15 protein-coding genes and 1 tRNA gene are annotated in these 15,610 nt (G+C 71.7%); 7 read left to right on the top strand and 9 right to left on the bottom strand.

The annotated features are described in order from the left end of the window. Window positions 1–2: 2 nt before the first annotated feature. Genes crtI through PUW82_RS10670 form a run of 3 tightly spaced genes read right to left on the bottom strand, consistent with a single transcriptional unit; the run spans window position 3 to window position 3,540 of the window. Entirely contained in the window at window positions 3–1,592 is a 1,590-nt protein-coding gene (crtI, locus tag PUW82_RS10680) for a phytoene desaturase family protein (RefSeq protein ID WP_274222268.1), read from the bottom strand. After that, a complete protein-coding gene (locus PUW82_RS10675) occupies window positions 1,589–2,488 on the bottom strand; it encodes a phytoene/squalene synthase family protein (RefSeq protein WP_274222267.1) in 900 nt (299 codons plus the stop codon). The genes crtI and PUW82_RS10675 overlap by 4 nt, the downstream gene beginning before the upstream one ends. Then, window positions 2,485–3,540 (bottom strand): polyprenyl synthetase family protein, encoded by a 1,056-nt coding sequence (locus tag PUW82_RS10670; protein WP_274222266.1) that lies wholly within the window; start codon window positions 3,538–3,540, stop codon window positions 2,485–2,487. Before PUW82_RS10670 ends, PUW82_RS10675 begins: the two co-directional genes overlap by 4 nt. Before the next feature lie 133 nt (window positions 3,541–3,673). Here PUW82_RS10670 and PUW82_RS10665 point away from each other — a divergent pair, with 133 nt between their 5' ends. Then, on the top strand, window positions 3,674–4,102 hold the full coding sequence (locus PUW82_RS10665; protein ID WP_274222265.1) for a MarR family winged helix-turn-helix transcriptional regulator: 429 nt from the start codon (window positions 3,674–3,676) through the stop codon (window positions 4,100–4,102). 99 nt (window positions 4,103–4,201) lie between these two features. Here PUW82_RS10665 and PUW82_RS10660 read toward each other — a convergent pair. After that, window positions 4,202–4,275 (bottom strand) — tRNA-Met (locus PUW82_RS10660). Window positions 4,276–4,408: 133 nt separating this feature from the next. Here PUW82_RS10660 and PUW82_RS10655 point away from each other — a divergent pair. Both PUW82_RS10655 and PUW82_RS10650 read left to right on the top strand, forming a co-directional pair. Then, on the top strand, window positions 4,409–4,924 hold the full coding sequence (locus tag PUW82_RS10655; RefSeq protein WP_274222264.1) for a DUF6328 family protein: 516 nt from the start codon (window positions 4,409–4,411) through the stop codon (window positions 4,922–4,924). Then, window positions 4,921–5,739 (top strand): carbon-nitrogen hydrolase family protein, encoded by an 819-nt coding sequence (locus PUW82_RS10650; RefSeq protein WP_274222263.1) that lies wholly within the window; start codon window positions 4,921–4,923, stop codon window positions 5,737–5,739. Before PUW82_RS10655 ends, PUW82_RS10650 begins: the two co-directional genes overlap by 4 nt. Here the strand turns inward: PUW82_RS10650 and PUW82_RS10645 are convergent. After that, on the bottom strand, window positions 5,713–6,912 hold the full coding sequence (locus PUW82_RS10645; protein WP_274222262.1) for an aminotransferase class I/II-fold pyridoxal phosphate-dependent enzyme: 1,200 nt from the start codon (window positions 6,910–6,912) through the stop codon (window positions 5,713–5,715). The two genes, PUW82_RS10650 and PUW82_RS10645, sit on opposite strands and share 27 nt — an antisense overlap. A gap of 100 nt (window positions 6,913–7,012) precedes the next feature. Between PUW82_RS10645 and PUW82_RS10640 the strand changes: the two genes are divergently transcribed. The 3 genes from PUW82_RS10640 to PUW82_RS10630 are packed head-to-tail and all read left to right on the top strand — an operon-like array spanning window position 7,013 to window position 11,212. Then, the gene (locus PUW82_RS10640) at window positions 7,013–8,473 is read left to right on the top strand and encodes a S1C family serine protease (RefSeq protein WP_274222261.1); all 1,461 of its coding nucleotides are present in this window, start codon (window positions 7,013–7,015) and stop codon (window positions 8,471–8,473) included. Window positions 8,474–8,516: 43 nt separating this feature from the next. Then, a complete protein-coding gene (locus tag PUW82_RS10635; protein ID WP_274222260.1) occupies window positions 8,517–9,764 on the top strand; it encodes a CDP-glycerol glycerophosphotransferase family protein in 1,248 nt (415 codons plus the stop codon). Next, on the top strand, window positions 9,761–11,212 hold the full coding sequence (locus PUW82_RS10630) for a CDP-glycerol glycerophosphotransferase family protein (protein WP_274222259.1): 1,452 nt from the start codon (window positions 9,761–9,763) through the stop codon (window positions 11,210–11,212). Before PUW82_RS10635 ends, PUW82_RS10630 begins: the two co-directional genes overlap by 4 nt. A 17-nt stretch (window positions 11,213–11,229) precedes the next feature. Here PUW82_RS10630 and PUW82_RS10625 read toward each other — a convergent pair whose 3' ends face one another. Then, the gene (locus PUW82_RS10625; RefSeq protein WP_274222258.1) at window positions 11,230–12,321 is read right to left on the bottom strand and encodes a glycosyltransferase family 2 protein; all 1,092 of its coding nucleotides are present in this window, start codon (window positions 12,319–12,321) and stop codon (window positions 11,230–11,232) included. Window positions 12,322–12,376: 55 nt separating this feature from the next. On the opposite strand from PUW82_RS10625, the gene PUW82_RS10620 reads away from it, so the two are divergent. Further along, entirely contained in the window at window positions 12,377–13,645 is a 1,269-nt protein-coding gene (locus PUW82_RS10620; protein ID WP_274222257.1) for a CDP-glycerol glycerophosphotransferase family protein, read from the top strand. 16 nt (window positions 13,646–13,661) lie between these two features. On the opposite strand, the gene PUW82_RS10615 is transcribed toward PUW82_RS10620, so the two are convergent. Genes PUW82_RS10615 through PUW82_RS10605 form a run of 3 tightly spaced genes read right to left on the bottom strand, consistent with a single transcriptional unit; the run spans window position 13,662 to window position 15,524 of the window. Then, a complete protein-coding gene (locus tag PUW82_RS10615; RefSeq protein WP_274222256.1) occupies window positions 13,662–13,883 on the bottom strand; it encodes an SCO4848 family membrane protein in 222 nt (73 codons plus the stop codon). Continuing rightward, on the bottom strand, window positions 13,880–14,794 hold the full coding sequence (locus PUW82_RS10610; RefSeq protein WP_274222255.1) for a hypothetical protein: 915 nt from the start codon (window positions 14,792–14,794) through the stop codon (window positions 13,880–13,882). The genes PUW82_RS10615 and PUW82_RS10610 overlap by 4 nt, the downstream gene beginning before the upstream one ends. A gap of 37 nt (window positions 14,795–14,831) precedes the next feature. Further along, window positions 14,832–15,524: a phosphocholine cytidylyltransferase family protein gene (locus PUW82_RS10605; protein WP_274222254.1), complete on the bottom strand. Its 693-nt coding sequence runs from the start codon at window positions 15,522–15,524 to the stop codon at window positions 14,832–14,834. Between the last annotated feature and the right edge of the window lie 86 nt (window positions 15,525–15,610).

The following is a 15,610-nucleotide window of genomic DNA, read 5'->3' as shown; positions in this document are numbered from 1 at the left end:
GCTCAGCGGGGCGGAGCGGTGGGCTCGGGAAGCGGGCCGGCGGTGGTGTCGCCGCGGAGGCGCTTGACGACGAGCTCCGCCGAGATCAAGCACATCGGCAGCCCGATGCCCGGCAGGACCGACGCGCCCGCGTAGAACAGGCCCGGCACCTTCTTCGACGCGTTCCCCGGACGGAACAGCGCGCTCTGCCCGAGCGTGTGGGCCAGTCCCAGCGCGTTGCCGCGCCACGCCCCGAGATCGCGGGCGAAGTCGCCCGGAGCGATGGTGCGGCGCACGCGGATCCGCTCCGCGAGGTCGGGGATGCCGGTCCAGTCCGCGATCTGAGCGATCGCCTGGTCGGCGGCGGCCTCGATCCCCGGGTCGCCGGCGCCCGCCACGCCGCCGCGACCGAGCTCGGGATCGGCGGGGATCGGCACGAGGACGAAGAGGTTCTCGGACCCCGCGGGGGCGACGGTGTCGTCGGTCGCGCTCGGGCGGCACACGTAGAGCGACGCGGGGTCGGGGATGTGCGTGTCGCGGCCCGAGATCGCCGCGAAGTTCTCGCGCCAGCCGTCGGTGAACAGCAGCGTGTGATGGGCCAGCTGCGGCAGCTCGCCCTCGACACCGAGCAGGAGCAGCAGCGCACCGAAGCTGGGGGTGCGCTTGCGCCACCACTTCTCGGGGTACGACCGCTGGTCGGGCGGGAGCAGCACGGTCTCGGTGTGGTGCAGATCCGCCGTCGACACCGCGAGGTCAGCGGCGATCTCGGTACCGTCGGCCAGACGAACGGCGGCGGCGGCGCCCGAGGCATCCGTCAGGATCTGTGCGACAGCCGTCCCGGTGCGCACCGTCACGCCGCGGGCGACGGCGAGGCGTTCGATGGCGGCGATGACCTCGGTGAAGCCGCCGCGCGGGTAGAGCACGGCGTCATCCAGATCGAGGTGGCTCATCAGGTGATACAGGCTCGGCACGTCGTACGGGGAGGAGCCGAGGAACACCGCGGGGTACTCGAGGATCTGCTGCAGCAGACGATCGGAGAACCGGCTCTCGACGTGTCGCACGAGCGACCGCGACAGCAACGGCGCCAGCTGGGGGAGTCGGCGCACCAGCTCCGGGTCGCGCAACCCCTCGCTCGTGGCGTAGGTGTCGTATAGGAACTTCGACACAGAGAGGTCGTACGCGTCGGCAGCGGAGTCGAGGTATGCGTCGAGCTCGGCGCCCGCGCCCGGTTCACGGCTCTCGAACAGTGCCGTCGCCGCCGAGCGCCCCGAGACGACATCGACGTGCTCACCGGGGCCGTCGCCGTCCGGCTCGGCGTAGACGCGGTAGGCGGGAACGAGGGGCACGAGGTCGAGCTCCGCGGCGGCGGTCGTTCCCAGCAGGGCGAAGAAGTGGTCGAACACCTCGGGCATGAGGTACCAGCTCGGGCCCGTGTCGAAGCGGAAGCCCTCGTGCTCCCACGATCCCGCTCGCCCGCCGGTCTCGTCGCGCGCCTCGATCACCGTGACGTCGTGCCCGTCCTCGGCCAGCAGGGCGGCGGTGGACAGTCCCGCGATCCCCCCGCCGACGACGACGACGCGCTGTCCGGATGCCACCGGCGTCGGGCGGCTCATGAACCGGCTCGCAGGGGAGCGGCGCCGACGGTGGCGCGAGCGGCGAGACCGAGCTTGACGGTGTTCGGCACCCGCACCCGCTCGGTCGTGCTGCCCGCGCGACGCAGGCGGCGCGAGAGCGCCGTGAACAGGTCGTGGGCGGCGGTGACGGCGCGCCGGCAGTCGGCGGGCAGACGCGGGATGATCGCGCCGGCGGCATCCAGGTCGGCGTCGATGCGGTCGAGGACGTCGACGCGCGAGACGCTGCCGGTCTCGTCGGAGCCGGTGCCGGTGTCGACGGTGCCGACACCGAGGTAATCGCGGCCGAGTGAGCCGACGTCGTGAGGAAGATCGCGCAAGAAGTTCACATCCTGGAAGGCGGCGCCGAGGCGGCGGGCGCCGTCGACGAGGTCGGGGTGGGCGGGCTGAGGTCGGGCGGCGCCGGCGTTGACGAAAGTCTGGAGGCACATCAGGCCGACCACCTCGGCCGAGCCGTAGACGTAGGAATCATGCGACATCGCGTCGTGCGCCGTGACGTCGAGGTCGGTGCGCATGGACGCGAAGAACGGGCGTACGAGGTCGGCGCCGATGCCGCACTCGCGCGCGGTCCGGGCGAACGCGTGGACGATCAGGTTGGCGCTGAAGCCTTCGTCGACGGCCGTCAACGTCTCGGTCTCGAGCGCATCGAGCACCCGCCGTTGAGCCGCGGCCGACAGGCCCGCCTGGGCTGCCGAGCCGTCGACGATCTCATCGGCCACCCGGACCAGGGCGTAGATGTTGCGAACGTGCGGCCGCACCCGCGGGCCGAGGAGCCGGGCGGCGAGCCCGAAGGACGTCGAGTACGCCGAGATGACGACAGCCGCGGCATCACGCGCGGTGCGGTCGTACAGGGTGATGCCGGTGGTCTCGTCACTCACGGGATGCGTCCTTCAATGCCGGTGGCCAATCGTTCGATGAGAGCCCGCGGCTCGGCCGGCAACTCGGCCGCGCGGCGCCGCACCGACGCGAGAGTCTGCCCGATGAGGGCCACGAGCCGGTCGCGTGCGCCGCTCTCGTGCAGCTCGCGCTGGGCGGCGCGGACCGCGATCGGGCCGGTGGGGGCCAGGGCGAGTGCCGACGAGATCTGGGGCCAGGCAGCGGTCTCGCGTGCGAGGGAGATCAGGGGCGTGCGCTTGGCTTCGCGCAGGTCGGCGCCGGCGCCGCGTCCGGCTTGGGCCTCGCTGCCGAAGGTGCCGATCAGGTCGTCGACGAGCTGGAACGCGAGACCGAGGTCCGCGCCGACGGTCAGGAGGACGGCGCGATCGCCCGCGTCGGCCCCGGCCAGCACGGCTCCGGCCGTCAGGGGAGCGCAGAACGAATAGACGGCGGTCTTGTCGTGCGCGGTGCTGAGCAGCTGCGTGGTCTCGGGCTCGCCGGGAACGACGGCCTGCTCGACGTCGGCCAGCTCGCCGATGGCCGAGACGAGGACGGCGTCGTCGAGCAGGCCGAACAGAGGCACCCGCTGGTCGCCTCCGATGTCGGCCACCGCGACGAGGCGGGCGGCCTCGTAGAGCAGGATGTCGCCGGCCAGCACGGCCGCCGCGTCGCCGATACGCTCCGCGCCCTCGTCGCCGACGCCCAACGAGCGAGCGCGCGAGCGGAAGGCGCCGCCGACGTTGGGCATCCCGCGCCGCTCGAGGTCGCGGTCGATCAGGTCGTCGTGGATGACGAAGGCGGTGTGCAGCAACTCGAAGGCGGCAGCGACATCCCACAGGCCGGGAGCCGCGTCCCGGTCGCCGTCGAAGGCGTCGAAAGCGGCGACGACGAGAGCGGGGCGGAACCGCTTGCCGCCGGTGGTCGCCTCGGATGCGGCCCGGATGAGGGCGAGCGCGGACGCGCCGCGGGGGATGGCCCGTTCGGCGAGACGGGTGAGCACGGCGTCCAGCGCGCGATCGACGGCGGTCGCGCTGTCGTCGGGCAAGGAGATCATGTCCACCATCCAGGGTCTGCCATTCGGCCAGCCTTTTTGCTAGCTTAACTAGCGTTTGAGCCGATGATAACCGCGGCCGAGAGGTGGTGTCCACATGGCTGTCCCGGATTCCATAACGGAGAGAAGTGGTGTCGTGCGCGCCGCACTCGAGGGGGTGCGCGCCTTCAGCGACGCCATGGACCGGATGCACACGGGCCTGCGCGGCGACATGGACATGAACGCCACCGATCTCTCGGCGCTGCGCATGCTCAGCATCCGCGAGCAGCGGGGCGAGCTGGTCAAGCCGCACGACCTCGCCCGGCACCTGGGTATCTCGAGCGCCTCGACGACGAAGCTGATCGACCGCCTCGCGAAGGAGGGCTTCGTGGTGCGCGAGCCGCACCCGAACGATCGCCGAGCGCTCGTGATCTCGTTGACCGACGAGTCCCGTGCCGACTTCCGCCGGCACTTCTCCGCTCGCATGGCGCGCATGCGCGGCGCGCTGGAGCCCTTCACCGACGCCGAGCTCAGAACGATCATCCGTTTCCTGGATGAGATGGGCGACGCTCTCGTCGACGCGTGAACGGCCGGATGCGCGCGGGTCGCACCACCGCCCCGGCGTGATGGGGCGTCGGACATACGACGAAGGCCCCGCCGATTGGCGGGGCCTTCGTCTTTTCTGTTGCGGGGACAGGATTTGAACCTGCGACCTCTGGGTTATGAGCCCAGCGAGCTACCGAGCTGCTCCACCCCGCGGCACAAGAGATAAAGCTAGCACGGGTTTCGGAGGTCGTCCAATCGAGCCCCCTCCGACCCGCTGTCCGGGCGTGTCGTCGGCGTCCTGCGCCGCCGTGTTGCCTCGCGCGGCTGTCGGCGGGAGGATGGCGCCATGACCTCCGCCGCCTCGATGTCCGCGAAGTCGGGCGACGTCGCCGACGACGGCCGCGACGAGTCGGCGGACGAGCGCGCGGACCGCAACTGGAACGAGCTCCTGCAGGAGCTGCGCGTCCTGCAGACGGGCACGCAGATCCTCACCGGCTTCTTGCTGGCTCTCGCGTTCCAGCCCGCGTTCGCCGACCTCGACGGGATGCAGCGCGCGTTCTACCTCGTGCTCGTCGTGCTCGCCGCCCTCAGTGCCATCGTCGCCCTTGCGCCCGTCGCCCTGCACCGAGCCCTGTTCCGGCACCGGGCGAAGCCCGTCGTCGTCGCGTACGGGCACGTCGCCCTGCTCACGGCGCTCGTGACCGTCTCGTTGCTGCTGGTCGGGGTCGTGGTGTTCGTGTTCGACGTCGTCGTCGGCGACGCGGCTTCGTGGGTCGTCGGCGCTGTGCTCGCGCTGCTGATCGGCGCGCTGTGGATCGTCTCGCCGTTGGTTTTCCGGCGTCGGGGAACGGAGGAGCCGTGACCGCCGTCGCCGTCGCACAGTTCGCCCCGGCCGCCGACACCGAAGCCAACCTCGGCGAGATCCGCCGTCTCGTGGCACGAGCGGCGGACCGCGGGGCGGATGTCGTCGTGTTCCCGGAGTACTCCAGCTACTTCATCGACCCCTTCGACGGCACGCTGGTCGAGCACGCGCAGACGATCGACGGGCCGTTCGTGTCGGCGCTGCGCGATCTGGCGGGCGAGCACGGCGTGCACGTCGTCGCCGGTCTGCTCGAAGCCGCTGCCGACGGCGAGCACGTGCGCAACACCGTCGTCGCCGTCGGGCCGGCGGGGCTCACGGCGGCGTATCGCAAGCTGCACCTGTACGACGCCTTCGGTCAGCGGGAATCCGACTGGGTCGAGCCGGGGGAGATCATGCCGCCGGAGACCTTCGAGGTGGGCGGCATCCGGTTCGCCCTGATGACCTGCTACGACCTGCGATTCCCGGAGGTCGCGCGCACGCTCGCCGACACCGGTGCGCACGCGCTGCTGGTCCCCGCCCAGTGGGTGCGGGGTCCACTCAAGGAGCTGCACTGGCACACCCTGCTCCGGGCGCGGGCGATCGAGAACACCCTCTACGTCGCCGCCGCCGATCATCCGCCGCCGCTCGGCGTGGGCAACTCGGCTGTCATCGATCCGCAGGGAGTCGACATCGCCGCGGTCGGAACGGCGACGGACGTCGTGATCGCGCACCTCGAGGTCGAAGCGGTCGAGCGCGTCCGGCGGGTCAACCCGGCGCTGCGCCTCCGGCGTTTCGCCGTCGTCCCGCGCTCAGAAGGCGGCGGCGAGCCGGGCTGAGGCGTCGGCGAGCACCTCGGGACGCTTGCAAGCGGCGAAGCGCACGAGCGTGCTGTAGTGGCGACGGTGCGCGTCGGAGGCGAAGGCCGTCAGCGGGATTGCCACGACGCCGGCGCGGTCGGCCAGCTCGCGGCAGAACTCCGCCGCGTCGGTCGCGCCCAGCGGTGCCGCGTCGGCGACCGTGAAATACGACCCGGACGGGGTGGACACGTCGAAGCCGGCCGCACGCAGCCCGGCGCCGATCGCGTCGCGTCCGGCTCGCAGTCGCCCCGTGATCGCCGCATAGGCTTCATCGGGCAGGCGCAGGCCGACAGCCACGGCGGGCTGGAACGGCCCGGCGTTGACGTAGGTGAGCCACTGCTTGACGGCCAGCACCGCCCCCACGAGCTCGCGGGGGCCCGAGATCCAGCCGACCTTCCATCCGGTGGCGGAAAAGGTCTTGCCGGCCGACGAGATCGTCAGTGTGCGCTCGAAGGCTCCGGCGCGACCGGCGAGCGGTACGTGGGGCCGATCGAACGTGAGGTGCTCGTACACCTCGTCGGTCACGATGATCGCGTCGTGACGGTGGGCCAGACGGATGATCTCCGCGCCGACTTCGGGATCGAACACGGCCCCGGTCGGGTTGTGGGGGTCGTTGACCAGGATGATGCGGGTGCGGTCGGTCACGGCGGCGCGCAGCTCATCGAGGTCGGGCTGGAACGCCGGCCAGCGCAGCGGCACGGTGATCAGTCGCGCGCCCGACAGCGCTGCCAGCGCGGCGTAGGCGTCGTAGTAGGGCTCGAAGACGACGATCTCGTCATCGGGGCCGTCGACGAGGGCGAGGACAGCGGCGGCGAGGGCCTCGGTCGCTCCGGCGGTCACCAGGATCTCCGCATCCGGATCGAGTCGGATGCCGTACCACCGGGCTTGATGGTCGGCGATGGCCGCGAGTAGCTCGGGCTCGCCCCGCCCCGGAGGGTACTGATTGCGCCCCGACGCGATCGCCGTGTGAGCCGCCGCGAGGACGGGGGCCGGCGGGTCGTCGTCGGGGAAGCCCTGACCCAGGTTCAGGGCGCCGGTACGAGCCGCCAGGGCGCTCATCTCGGCGAAGATGGTCGGGACGGGTACGCCCTCGTCGGTGAGCAGGCCGGCGCCGCGGGCGGCGCGACGCCAGGCGCCGGGAACCTCGTGCATCCGGCACAGGCTACACGCATAGCACGGTCCCAACCCCGCCATAGGCAAACCACAGCATGGCGCGGCAATCTGGTCTCGCTTGGACAAAGGAGCAACCTCGATGAGCGACCCGCAGAACCCCGACGACCGCACTCCCGACGCGCAGAGCGCCGCCGAGCAGCCCGCCGACCGCACTTCGATCCCCGAGACCCGACCGGAGGCCGCCGCGGCACCGACGCCGCCCAGCGACGCGGTCATCCCGCCGCGCCCGCCGCTGCCGGGCTATGAGGCAGCAGCCGGCTCGGGCTTCCACACGCAGCCGACCCAGCCGTACGGCGCCGGCTTCGGACACGCCTCGCCCGCCGCGACGGCCGAACACCACGACAAGCAGAGAGTCGGCGGCGGCAAGGTCGCGGCGATCCTCGTCGCCGCCGCCCTCGTCGGCGGGGCGGCCGGCATCGGCGGGGCGGCGGCCGTGGGCTCGTCGTTCGTCGCCGCCCCCGCATCGCAGAGCGGCGGCCCCTCGTCGATCACGGTGAACAACCCTGATTCGGTCAACGCCACGACGGCCATCGCCTCGAAGGTGCTGCCGAGCGTCGTGACGATCTCGGCGTCGTCGAACAGCTCGGGCGGCACCGGCTCCGGCGTCATCCTCAGCGAGGACGGCTACGTCCTCACCAACACCCACGTCGTGACCCTCGACGGCGCCACGGGCGACCCGCGACTGTCGGTGACGATGTCCGATGGCCGCGTATACGCGGCGACGATCGTCGGCACCGACCCGACCTACGACCTCGCGGTCATCAAGCTCACCGACGCGTCGGGCCTCACACCGATCGAGTTCGGCGACTCGAGCAAGCTCAACGTCGGTGACCAGACGGTCGCGGTCGGCGCTCCGCTCGGATTGTCGAACACCGTGACCACCGGCATCGTGAGCGCGCTCAACCGGTCGATCCAGATCGCCTCGTCGGCGGCGCCGGAGTCCGAGGCCGAGCCCGAGCAGGGATCGCCGGGTGGACGCACACCCTTCGAGTTCGACTTCGGGCAGGGACAGCAGGAGCAGCGCCAAGCGACGTCGTCGATCGCCATCTCGGTCATCCAGACCGACGCGGCGATCAACCCCGGCAACTCCGGCGGCGCGCTGGTCGACGGCAAGGGACGCCTCATCGGCATCAACGTCGCGATCGCCAGTGCCGGTGGCACCTCGACCGAGGCCGGGTCGATCGGCGTCGGCTTCGCGATCCCGTCGACCGTGGCCGAGCGCGTCGCGAACGAGATCATCGAGAACGGATCGGCCAGCCACGGTCTCCTCGGTGCCACCGTCGGCGACGCCGCTGCGGCCGAGGGCGCGACCCGCGCCGGTGCCCTGATCGACGAGGTCAGCCCCGGCGGCGCTGCGGCAGAGGCCGGACTGCAGAAGGGGGATGTCGTGACGCGATTCAACGACGTCGCCATCACCGACCAGGTCGACCTCACGGCTCAGGTGCGAGCGCTCGCCGCCGGCAGCGACGCCGAGATCACCTACATCCGCGACGGACGCGAGCAGACGGCCACCGTCACGCTCGGCGAACTGCAGCAGTAAGCGGCATCCCGGTTCGGACGCCACCCCGCGATAGGCTCGCGGGGTGGCGTCTTTCTCGTTCGGCGCGGGCAACGTGGGGAAGCTCCTGCGCATCCCGCTGTACCTGGCCGGACGCATCGCCACCGCGCTCATCCCGCGCAGCCGGGGCGACTGGGTCTTCGGGTGCGCCGTAGGCATCGCCGACGGTGCCCTCGCCGTCTGGCAGGCCGCGCCGCGGGCACGTGCGGTGTGGTTGGTGTCCACCCCGCAGCAGGCCGAAGACGCCCGCCGGCGCGGCATCCCGACGGCGCCCCGCGACTCGCTCCGGGGCTTCTGGCTCACCGCCCGGGCTCGGGTCGTCGTCGTCACGCACGGACTCGGTGACGTCAGCCGGTACGGGGTGCACGGTGCATACATCGTCCAGCTGTGGCACGGCATCCCGCTCAAGCGCATCGGTCTCGACTCGCCCGTCACCACCGACCCCGGCCGGCTCGGCCGCATCCCGGGCGTGCGGGCCCTCCTCACCGCCGCCTACCGGCGCGCCCAGCGGCAGATCGCGCTGCTCCCAGCGGCATCGCACCTCGTCCGCGGACGGCTCGAGAGCGCGTTCGGCCTGCCCGACGATCGCGTGCCGGCACTGGGGGAGCCCCGGGTGGACGTGCTGTCGCCGGACGACCGGGATGCCGCACGCGCCGGCGCCCGCGAACGGCTCGAGCACCTCGTCGGCCCCCTGAGCGGCGCACGCGTGGTGCTGTACGCGCCGACCTGGCGTGACGGCGCGCCCGACCCGGCGATCCCCGGCCCCGCCGACTGGGCGGCGCTCATCGCGGTGCTCGAGCGCGCCGACGCCGTGCTGCTCGTGCGCTCGCATCCCCTCGGCGGCGGCGCCTACGCCCCCGAGCCGGCGCATGACCGAGTCCGCTCGCTCAGCAGTGCGGTCGTCGCCGATGTGACTCCGCTGCTGCCCGCTCTGGACGTGCTCGTGACCGACTACTCCTCGCTGGCGTATGACGCGGGGCTCGTGCCGCTCGGCACGCTCTTCCTCGCCCCCGACGTCACGCTGTACGCCCTCACGCGCGGTTTCTACGGCGCGTACTCCGCGGTGGCGGGGGATGACCCCGCCGCATCGTGGCGTGAACTCATCCCATCGCTCGAGAGCGTGCTCACCGACCCCGTCGAGGCGCAGCGTCGGCGAGACCGTGCGGCCGCGCTCAGCGCCCGTGTCCACGCGTGGCGTGACGGCGGCAACGCCCGTCGTGTGCACGACGCGATCGTCGCGGCCGTTCCCGCGGCCGGGAAGGAACCCGCATGATGCGCCTGCGATTCGAGCTCGCCGACGGCGACCCGGTACTGGTCGTCGCGGCGGACGGTCCGGCGCCCGAGGCGGTCGAGGTGGCGGGTGCGCGCGCGCGTGCCGCCGCGGCTGCCTCGCGGGTGTCCGACGGCTGGGAGGCGCGGGTGGTCCTGCATGCGTCGCGTTGGAACGGTCCCGAGCTGCCCCTGCCGTCCGGCGCCTACACGATCGTCGTCGACGGTCGCCCGCTCGACGAGCAGGCGGCGCCAGGGCCGCAGCCGGCCGTCGTACTCGGCACCCTGCGCGCGGGCTGGGACGGCCGGCGCATCGTGATCGGTCCGCCCGTGGACCCGGCCCTGACTGCGAGCGAAGGGCAGATCGCGCTCGAACAGCGCTACGCCGCACGCCGCGACGTCCTCGAGAACGCGGTCTTCTTCGAGAGCTTCTACGGGCGCAGCTCGGGGGACAACCCCCGCGCGATCGACCGTGAGCTCGCGCGGGTCGCTCCCGGGGTGACGCGTTACTGGAGCGTCGTCGACCTCTCGGTTCCGGTGCCCGACGGGGCGGTGGCCGTGGTGGAAGGGAGCCCGGAATGGTGGCGGGCGCGCGGTGCCGCGCGGCTGCTGGTGGTCAACGACTGGCTGCGACGGCGATTCGTTCGCCGCCCGGGACAGGTCGTGCTCCAGACGTGGCACGGCACTCCGTTGAAGCGACTGGCGCTGCACCGGCCGGGCTTCGACCCGCGACGCGCTCTCGCCGTCATCCGCGAGAGCCGGCGGTGGAACGTGCTCCTCGCGCAGAACCCCTACGGCGCGCGCGTGCTGCGCAAGGCCTACGCGTTCCTGCGCCGCCCGCTCTGGGTCGAGGGCTACCCGCGGACCGACGAGCTGCACACGGGCGACCGGGCGGCAATGCGCTCGGCGCTCGGCATCGACGGGGACGACCGGGTGCTGCTGTACGCGCCCACCTGGCGCGACGACCGTGAGACGATCGTCGACTTCCTCGACCTCGCGGCTCTCGCCGAACAGACCGGCGCCGTCGTGCTCGTGCGCGGGCACTCCCGCACGCTGCTGCCCGGAGCGGACGCGCGCGGCGCGCGGGTGATCGACGTCACCGCGCACCCCGACCTCGCCGCCCTCCAGCTCGCCTCCGACGCGCTCATCACCGACTACTCCTCGGTGATGTTCGACTACTCGGTGACGGGCAAGCCGATGTACTTCTTCGCGCCCGACCTCGAGCGCTATCGGGGCGAGCTGCGCGGGTTCTACTTCGACCTGGCCGAGCGCGCGCCCGGCCCGCTCGCCCGCACCCAGGACGAGCTCGTCGCGGCGCTCGGCGCCGACCCGGGGGCGTTCGCCGACCGGTACGACGACTGGCGTCGACGGTTCAACGGGCGCGACGACGGTCACGCTGCCGAGCGCGTGGTCGCCCGCATCCTCGACCAGGGGTTCGTCTCGCGGGACTGAGAGCCGCGGGCCGCCGGCTAGGGGAGCGGCGTGTTCCGTGCGAGACGGGACGTGTCGACCGTGCCGCGTGCGCCACGCAGAACGCCCTGGAGGAAGCCGGTGCCCCAGGCCAGATGCATCGACGGCAGGACCGCGAGCGTCCACAGGCGGTCGCGCGTCCCGCGGCCGCCGCCGCGTCCGGCGCTCACGGCCGCGATCAGGAGGGCGTACGCGGCGACCGGCAGATAGACGATCGACGCGAGAACGCTGGGCCACCCGCTGAGCAGGCGCGTCAGCTGCAGCACGCCGACCACGAGTGCGGCCGCTACCGACAGCACGAGGGCGGGCGGGGCGAAGAACCGCATGCCGTTACGACGCCCGAACCGCCGCACGAGCTCGCCGCGCCAGGAACCCGTCGCGCGGAACTGGCGCACGAGGCGCGCCCAGCTCTCGCGGGGCCAGTACGTCACCTCGAGCCGAGGATCGAACCAGACGCGGTACCCGGCCTGGCGGATGCGCAGGTTCAGCTCCCAGTCCTCGCCCCGGCGGATGCCCTCGTCGAACAGGCCGACCTCGTCGAGCACCGCACGACGCATGACGCCGAGGTAGGCGGACTCGGCAGGACCCTCGGCGGTGCCGCCGTGATACGCGCCGCCGCCGAGCCCGATCCGAGAGTTGTAGGCGCGCGCGACGGCCCGCTGGAACGGGGTGCGCCCGTCCGCGCGCATCACGCCGCCGACGTTGGCGGCCTCGAGGCGGGCGAGGGTGGCGAGGGCCTCGGCGGTGTAGCCGGGCTGCAGCTCGGAATGGGCGTCGACGCGCACGATCGTCGGGAAGCGGGCGGCGCGGATGGCGATGTTGAGCCCGACCGGGATGTGCGCGGCGGGATTGCGGACGAGGCGGATGCGCGGGTCGGTGTCGGCGAGACGTTGCGCGACCGCTTCCGTGCCGTCCGTCGAGGGCGCGAGCGCGAGCAGGATCTCGGAGGGACCGGAGATCTCTTGCGCGAGAACGCTGCGCACGGCGTGCTCGAGGTAGTCGCGCTCGTTCAGGACCGGCATGACGAACGACACCCCGGCATCCGCACCCGGTACCGGGGCCGGCCGCCAGCGGTGTGCGTCGTCGTGCATCCGTCGATCATCCCATGCGTCCCGCGCCGGGCTGCCACCCTCGTACCCTGGAGGGGTGGCAATCATCACCGACGCACGCAAAGCCGTCCATCTCGTGCGGCGCGCCATCGCCAATCGGTCGGCCCACCTCGACGTGCGCCGGACGCTGGCGAGGCTGCCCCGTCCGCCGCGCAAGCACTATCGCGTCGCGGTGTACTTCGCGGACGGCGACGTGAACATGTACCAGATGCGCCAGTGGTACAAGCCGCTGCAGAAGCTGGCGGAGACCTGGCCCGTCGTCGTCATCAGCCGCAGCGCCACAGGCGCTCAGGCGCTGCTCGCCGATGGGGAGCTGCCGGTCGCGTTCGCGCCGTCGGTGCGCGCCCTCGAGCAGGTCGTCGCCGCGCAGGACATCCGCGTCGTTCTGTACGTCAACCAGAACACCCGGAACTTCCAGATGTTCCGGTACGGGCACCGGTGGCACGTGTTCATCAATCACGGCGAGTCCGACAAGATGTACATGACCACGAACCAGTTCAAGGCCTACGACTACGCTCTGATCGCCGGCGACGCCGCGCGCGAGCGCCTCGGCCGGGTGCTATGGGACTACGACCTCGAGGCGCGCACCATCGAGATCGGCCGTCCGCAGGCGGACCACTACTCCGGCACACTGCCCTATCCGCAGGACGATCGGACGGTCGTGCTCTACGCTCCGACGTGGGAGGGCGATCGGCCCGCGGCCCACTACGGCTCCATCGCGACACACGGAGAGGCGATCGCCGCCGCCGTCCTCGCTTCACCGCGTCACCGTCTCATCTATCGTCCGCATCCGCGCTCGGGTGTCGTCGATCGTGCCTACGGCGAGGCGAACCGCCGGATCATCGCCGCCATCGCGGCCGCGAACGCCGCCGACCCGACCGCGCATCACGTCTTCGACGATGGCCCCGACCTGGGCTGGCAGCTCGCCGCTGCCGACCTGGCGATCGTCGACATCTCGGCGATGGTGTACGACCGGCTCGCCGCCGACAAGCCGCTTCTCGTGACGCGTCCCGCCGACCCCGCCGCCCTGATCGACACCGGCGGATATCTGGCGGATGCCGAGTGGCTCGACGCCTCGGACGCCGACAGGATCATCGACGTCGCCGATCGCATCGCCGCGGACCCTGAGGCGACGTCGCGCCTGCAGGGGTGGTCACGCCACTACTTCGGCGACACGACTCCGGGCGCCGCGACGGCGCGCTTCCACGGGGCCATCGAGCTGCTCATGCAGCGGTGGAACGAATGGGACGCGCGAACGGTGACGGTCGCCGACGAAACGGACGAAGCCGAGTTCGACGACGCCTGAGCGGGCGTCTCTCGCGTCAGGCCGGGGCGGTCAGCAGGAGCACCGCGCCCAGGACGAACAGCGCCGCCAGCAGGAGCGCGATCACCACGAGCACGAGGTGCACGGTGTAGAAGCGCGTGCGCCGGCCGGCGGCATCCGTCGCGCGGGGGTCGCGGGCGACCCGTCGCAGGAACGTCGGCCACGTGATGACGTTGAAGGCGGCGCCCACGATGAGGATCGCGATGAGGAACGGGGTCATGACTCTCTCTCGTCCACGTCGGTCTCGGCCCGCTTCTCGTCGCGGCGGAACAGTCGCGTCGCTATGCTGCCGACCTGCCGTCCGGCTCCCGTCACGACACCGCCGACACGCCGGGCGATCGAGCCCGGGCTTCGTCCGATCGGTTGATTTCCGGGGCGCGGATCAAGGTCGGCCGGGAAGCCCGCGGGCACGATGCCGAAAGCGCGCCGCGCACCCGCGACGATGCGTCGTCCGAGGATGTGGTTGCCGGTGCCGCCGATGACCGCGCCGATGCCGAAGGGCATGGCCTTGCCCACGATGGATGCACCACCGGCCGCCGCGAAACGACGCAGGAACGTATGGGTCAGCCGGTCGAGAACCGGTCCGACGGCGGCGCGGGGGAGCGAGGCGGTCACCAGCTCACCCCAATAGGTGCTCAGCGGTCCGCCGCGGCCGGTGGCCTGTCGGGCGAACTGGCCGACCAGGTCGGCGCCCTCGCGCCCCAGCATGAGGGCGAGCACGAGTGCGCGGGCACGGTCGGGATTCTCCACCGGGATGCCGTGCAGTTCGGCGAGCGACTGGGCGAACAGCGCCGTCGCCTCGAGGAAGCCGGCGGTCTCGACGCCGCTGAGCGCCAGGGTCGTCGCCGTTCCGATGCCGGGGACCACGGCGGTCGCACCGACGGCGGCGCCGCCGGTGGTGACGGCCGTCAGATATCTGCGCTCGAGCATCTGCGCGACCTGCGCCGTCGAGGCCGTGGGGTGGTGCTGCCGGATGCTGCGCAGGTGCGCCAGGACGACGGGGCGCTGCACCGCGAGGAGGCGATCCAGCGTACGCACCGTCAGTGGGTGCCCCGCGTTATCGGGTGATCCGGCGTCGCGTCGCGGCGCGTCGTCGGGGAGCGAGTCGATGCGGTGCACCTTGCGAGCCATGACACCCATCCTCTCGCGGCCGGAGGGCCCGCGGACGTCAGACGAACAGGTTCGCGCGTTCGAGGTCCTCGGCGAAGTCGACCTCGACCGCGTACAGGTCGGAGATGTCCATCGGCTCGAGCAGTACGCCGTTCTCAGCGATCGCCAGTTCGAGGCCGCGCTCGAAGTAGTCCTGGTCGTCGACGCGGCCGAGCTGCGCGATGAGGGCCTTCTTGTCGCGCGAGGAGATGTAGTTGATCCCGACAGCCTCGCCGATGCCACCGCGGACGGTCTTCGACAGCTCGTTGATGTAGCCCTCGGCGGTGACGGTGTACTTGACCTCTTCGTCGCTGACCTTCGCGGTGTTGACCGTCACGAACGACTGGTCGCGCTCGATGAACGCGACAGCGCGGCCCAGCACCCGGGGGTCGAAGACGACGTCGCCGTTCATCCACAGCACGCCGCCGCGGCCGCTCGCCTTGAGCGCGCGCAGGAGACTCTGCGACGTGTTCGTCTGGTCGTAGCGCGCGTTGTAGACGTAGTCGACGTCGGGGAAGGCATCCACGATCGTCTCGGCGCGGTAGCCGACGACCGTGGTGATGCGGGCATCCTCGCCGAAGGCGGAGCGGATGTTGTCATGCTGCTGCTGCATGATGCTGCGTCCGTCGCCCAGCTCCGTGAGCGGCTTCGGAAGCGAACGGCCCAGGCGCGAGCCCATCCCGGCGGCGAGGATCACGATCTGAAGGCTCACGACATCTCCTGAAGTTACGATTTAGAGCAGGGTTCACCGGGACGACACCTGGCTCACCGATCCTTCATGGTAGCGATGACTCCTGT

This window comes from Microbacterium thalli (assembly GCF_028737325.1).
GTDB classification, from domain to species: Bacteria; Actinomycetota; Actinomycetes; order Actinomycetales; family Microbacteriaceae; genus Microbacterium; species Microbacterium thalli.
Note: the sequence above shows the minus strand (reverse complement) of the source record. Positions and strands in the feature narration are given on the sequence as shown.

Bases quoted from the DNA above. Each gene is read 5' to 3' on its own strand.
- crtI (WP_274222268.1), bottom strand. From the start codon at position 1,592: ATGAGCCGCCCGACGCCGGTGGCATCCGGACAGCGCGTCGTCGTCGTC.
- PUW82_RS10670 (WP_274222266.1), bottom strand. From the start codon at position 3,540: ATGATCTCCTTGCCCGACGACAGCGCGACCGCCGTCGATCGCGCGCTG.
- PUW82_RS10655 (WP_274222264.1), top strand. From the start codon at position 4,409: ATGACCTCCGCCGCCTCGATGTCCGCGAAGTCGGGCGACGTCGCCGAC.
- PUW82_RS10645 (WP_274222262.1), bottom strand. From the start codon at position 6,912: ATGCACGAGGTTCCCGGCGCCTGGCGTCGCGCCGCCCGCGGCGCCGGC.
- PUW82_RS10640 (WP_274222261.1), top strand. From the start codon at position 7,013: ATGAGCGACCCGCAGAACCCCGACGACCGCACTCCCGACGCGCAGAGC.
- PUW82_RS10630 (WP_274222259.1), top strand. From the start codon at position 9,761: ATGATGCGCCTGCGATTCGAGCTCGCCGACGGCGACCCGGTACTGGTC.
- PUW82_RS10625 (WP_274222258.1), bottom strand. From the start codon at position 12,321: ATGCACGACGACGCACACCGCTGGCGGCCGGCCCCGGTACCGGGTGCG.
- PUW82_RS10615 (WP_274222256.1), bottom strand. From the start codon at position 13,883: ATGACCCCGTTCCTCATCGCGATCCTCATCGTGGGCGCCGCCTTCAAC.
- PUW82_RS10610 (WP_274222255.1), bottom strand. From the start codon at position 14,794: ATGGCTCGCAAGGTGCACCGCATCGACTCGCTCCCCGACGACGCGCCG.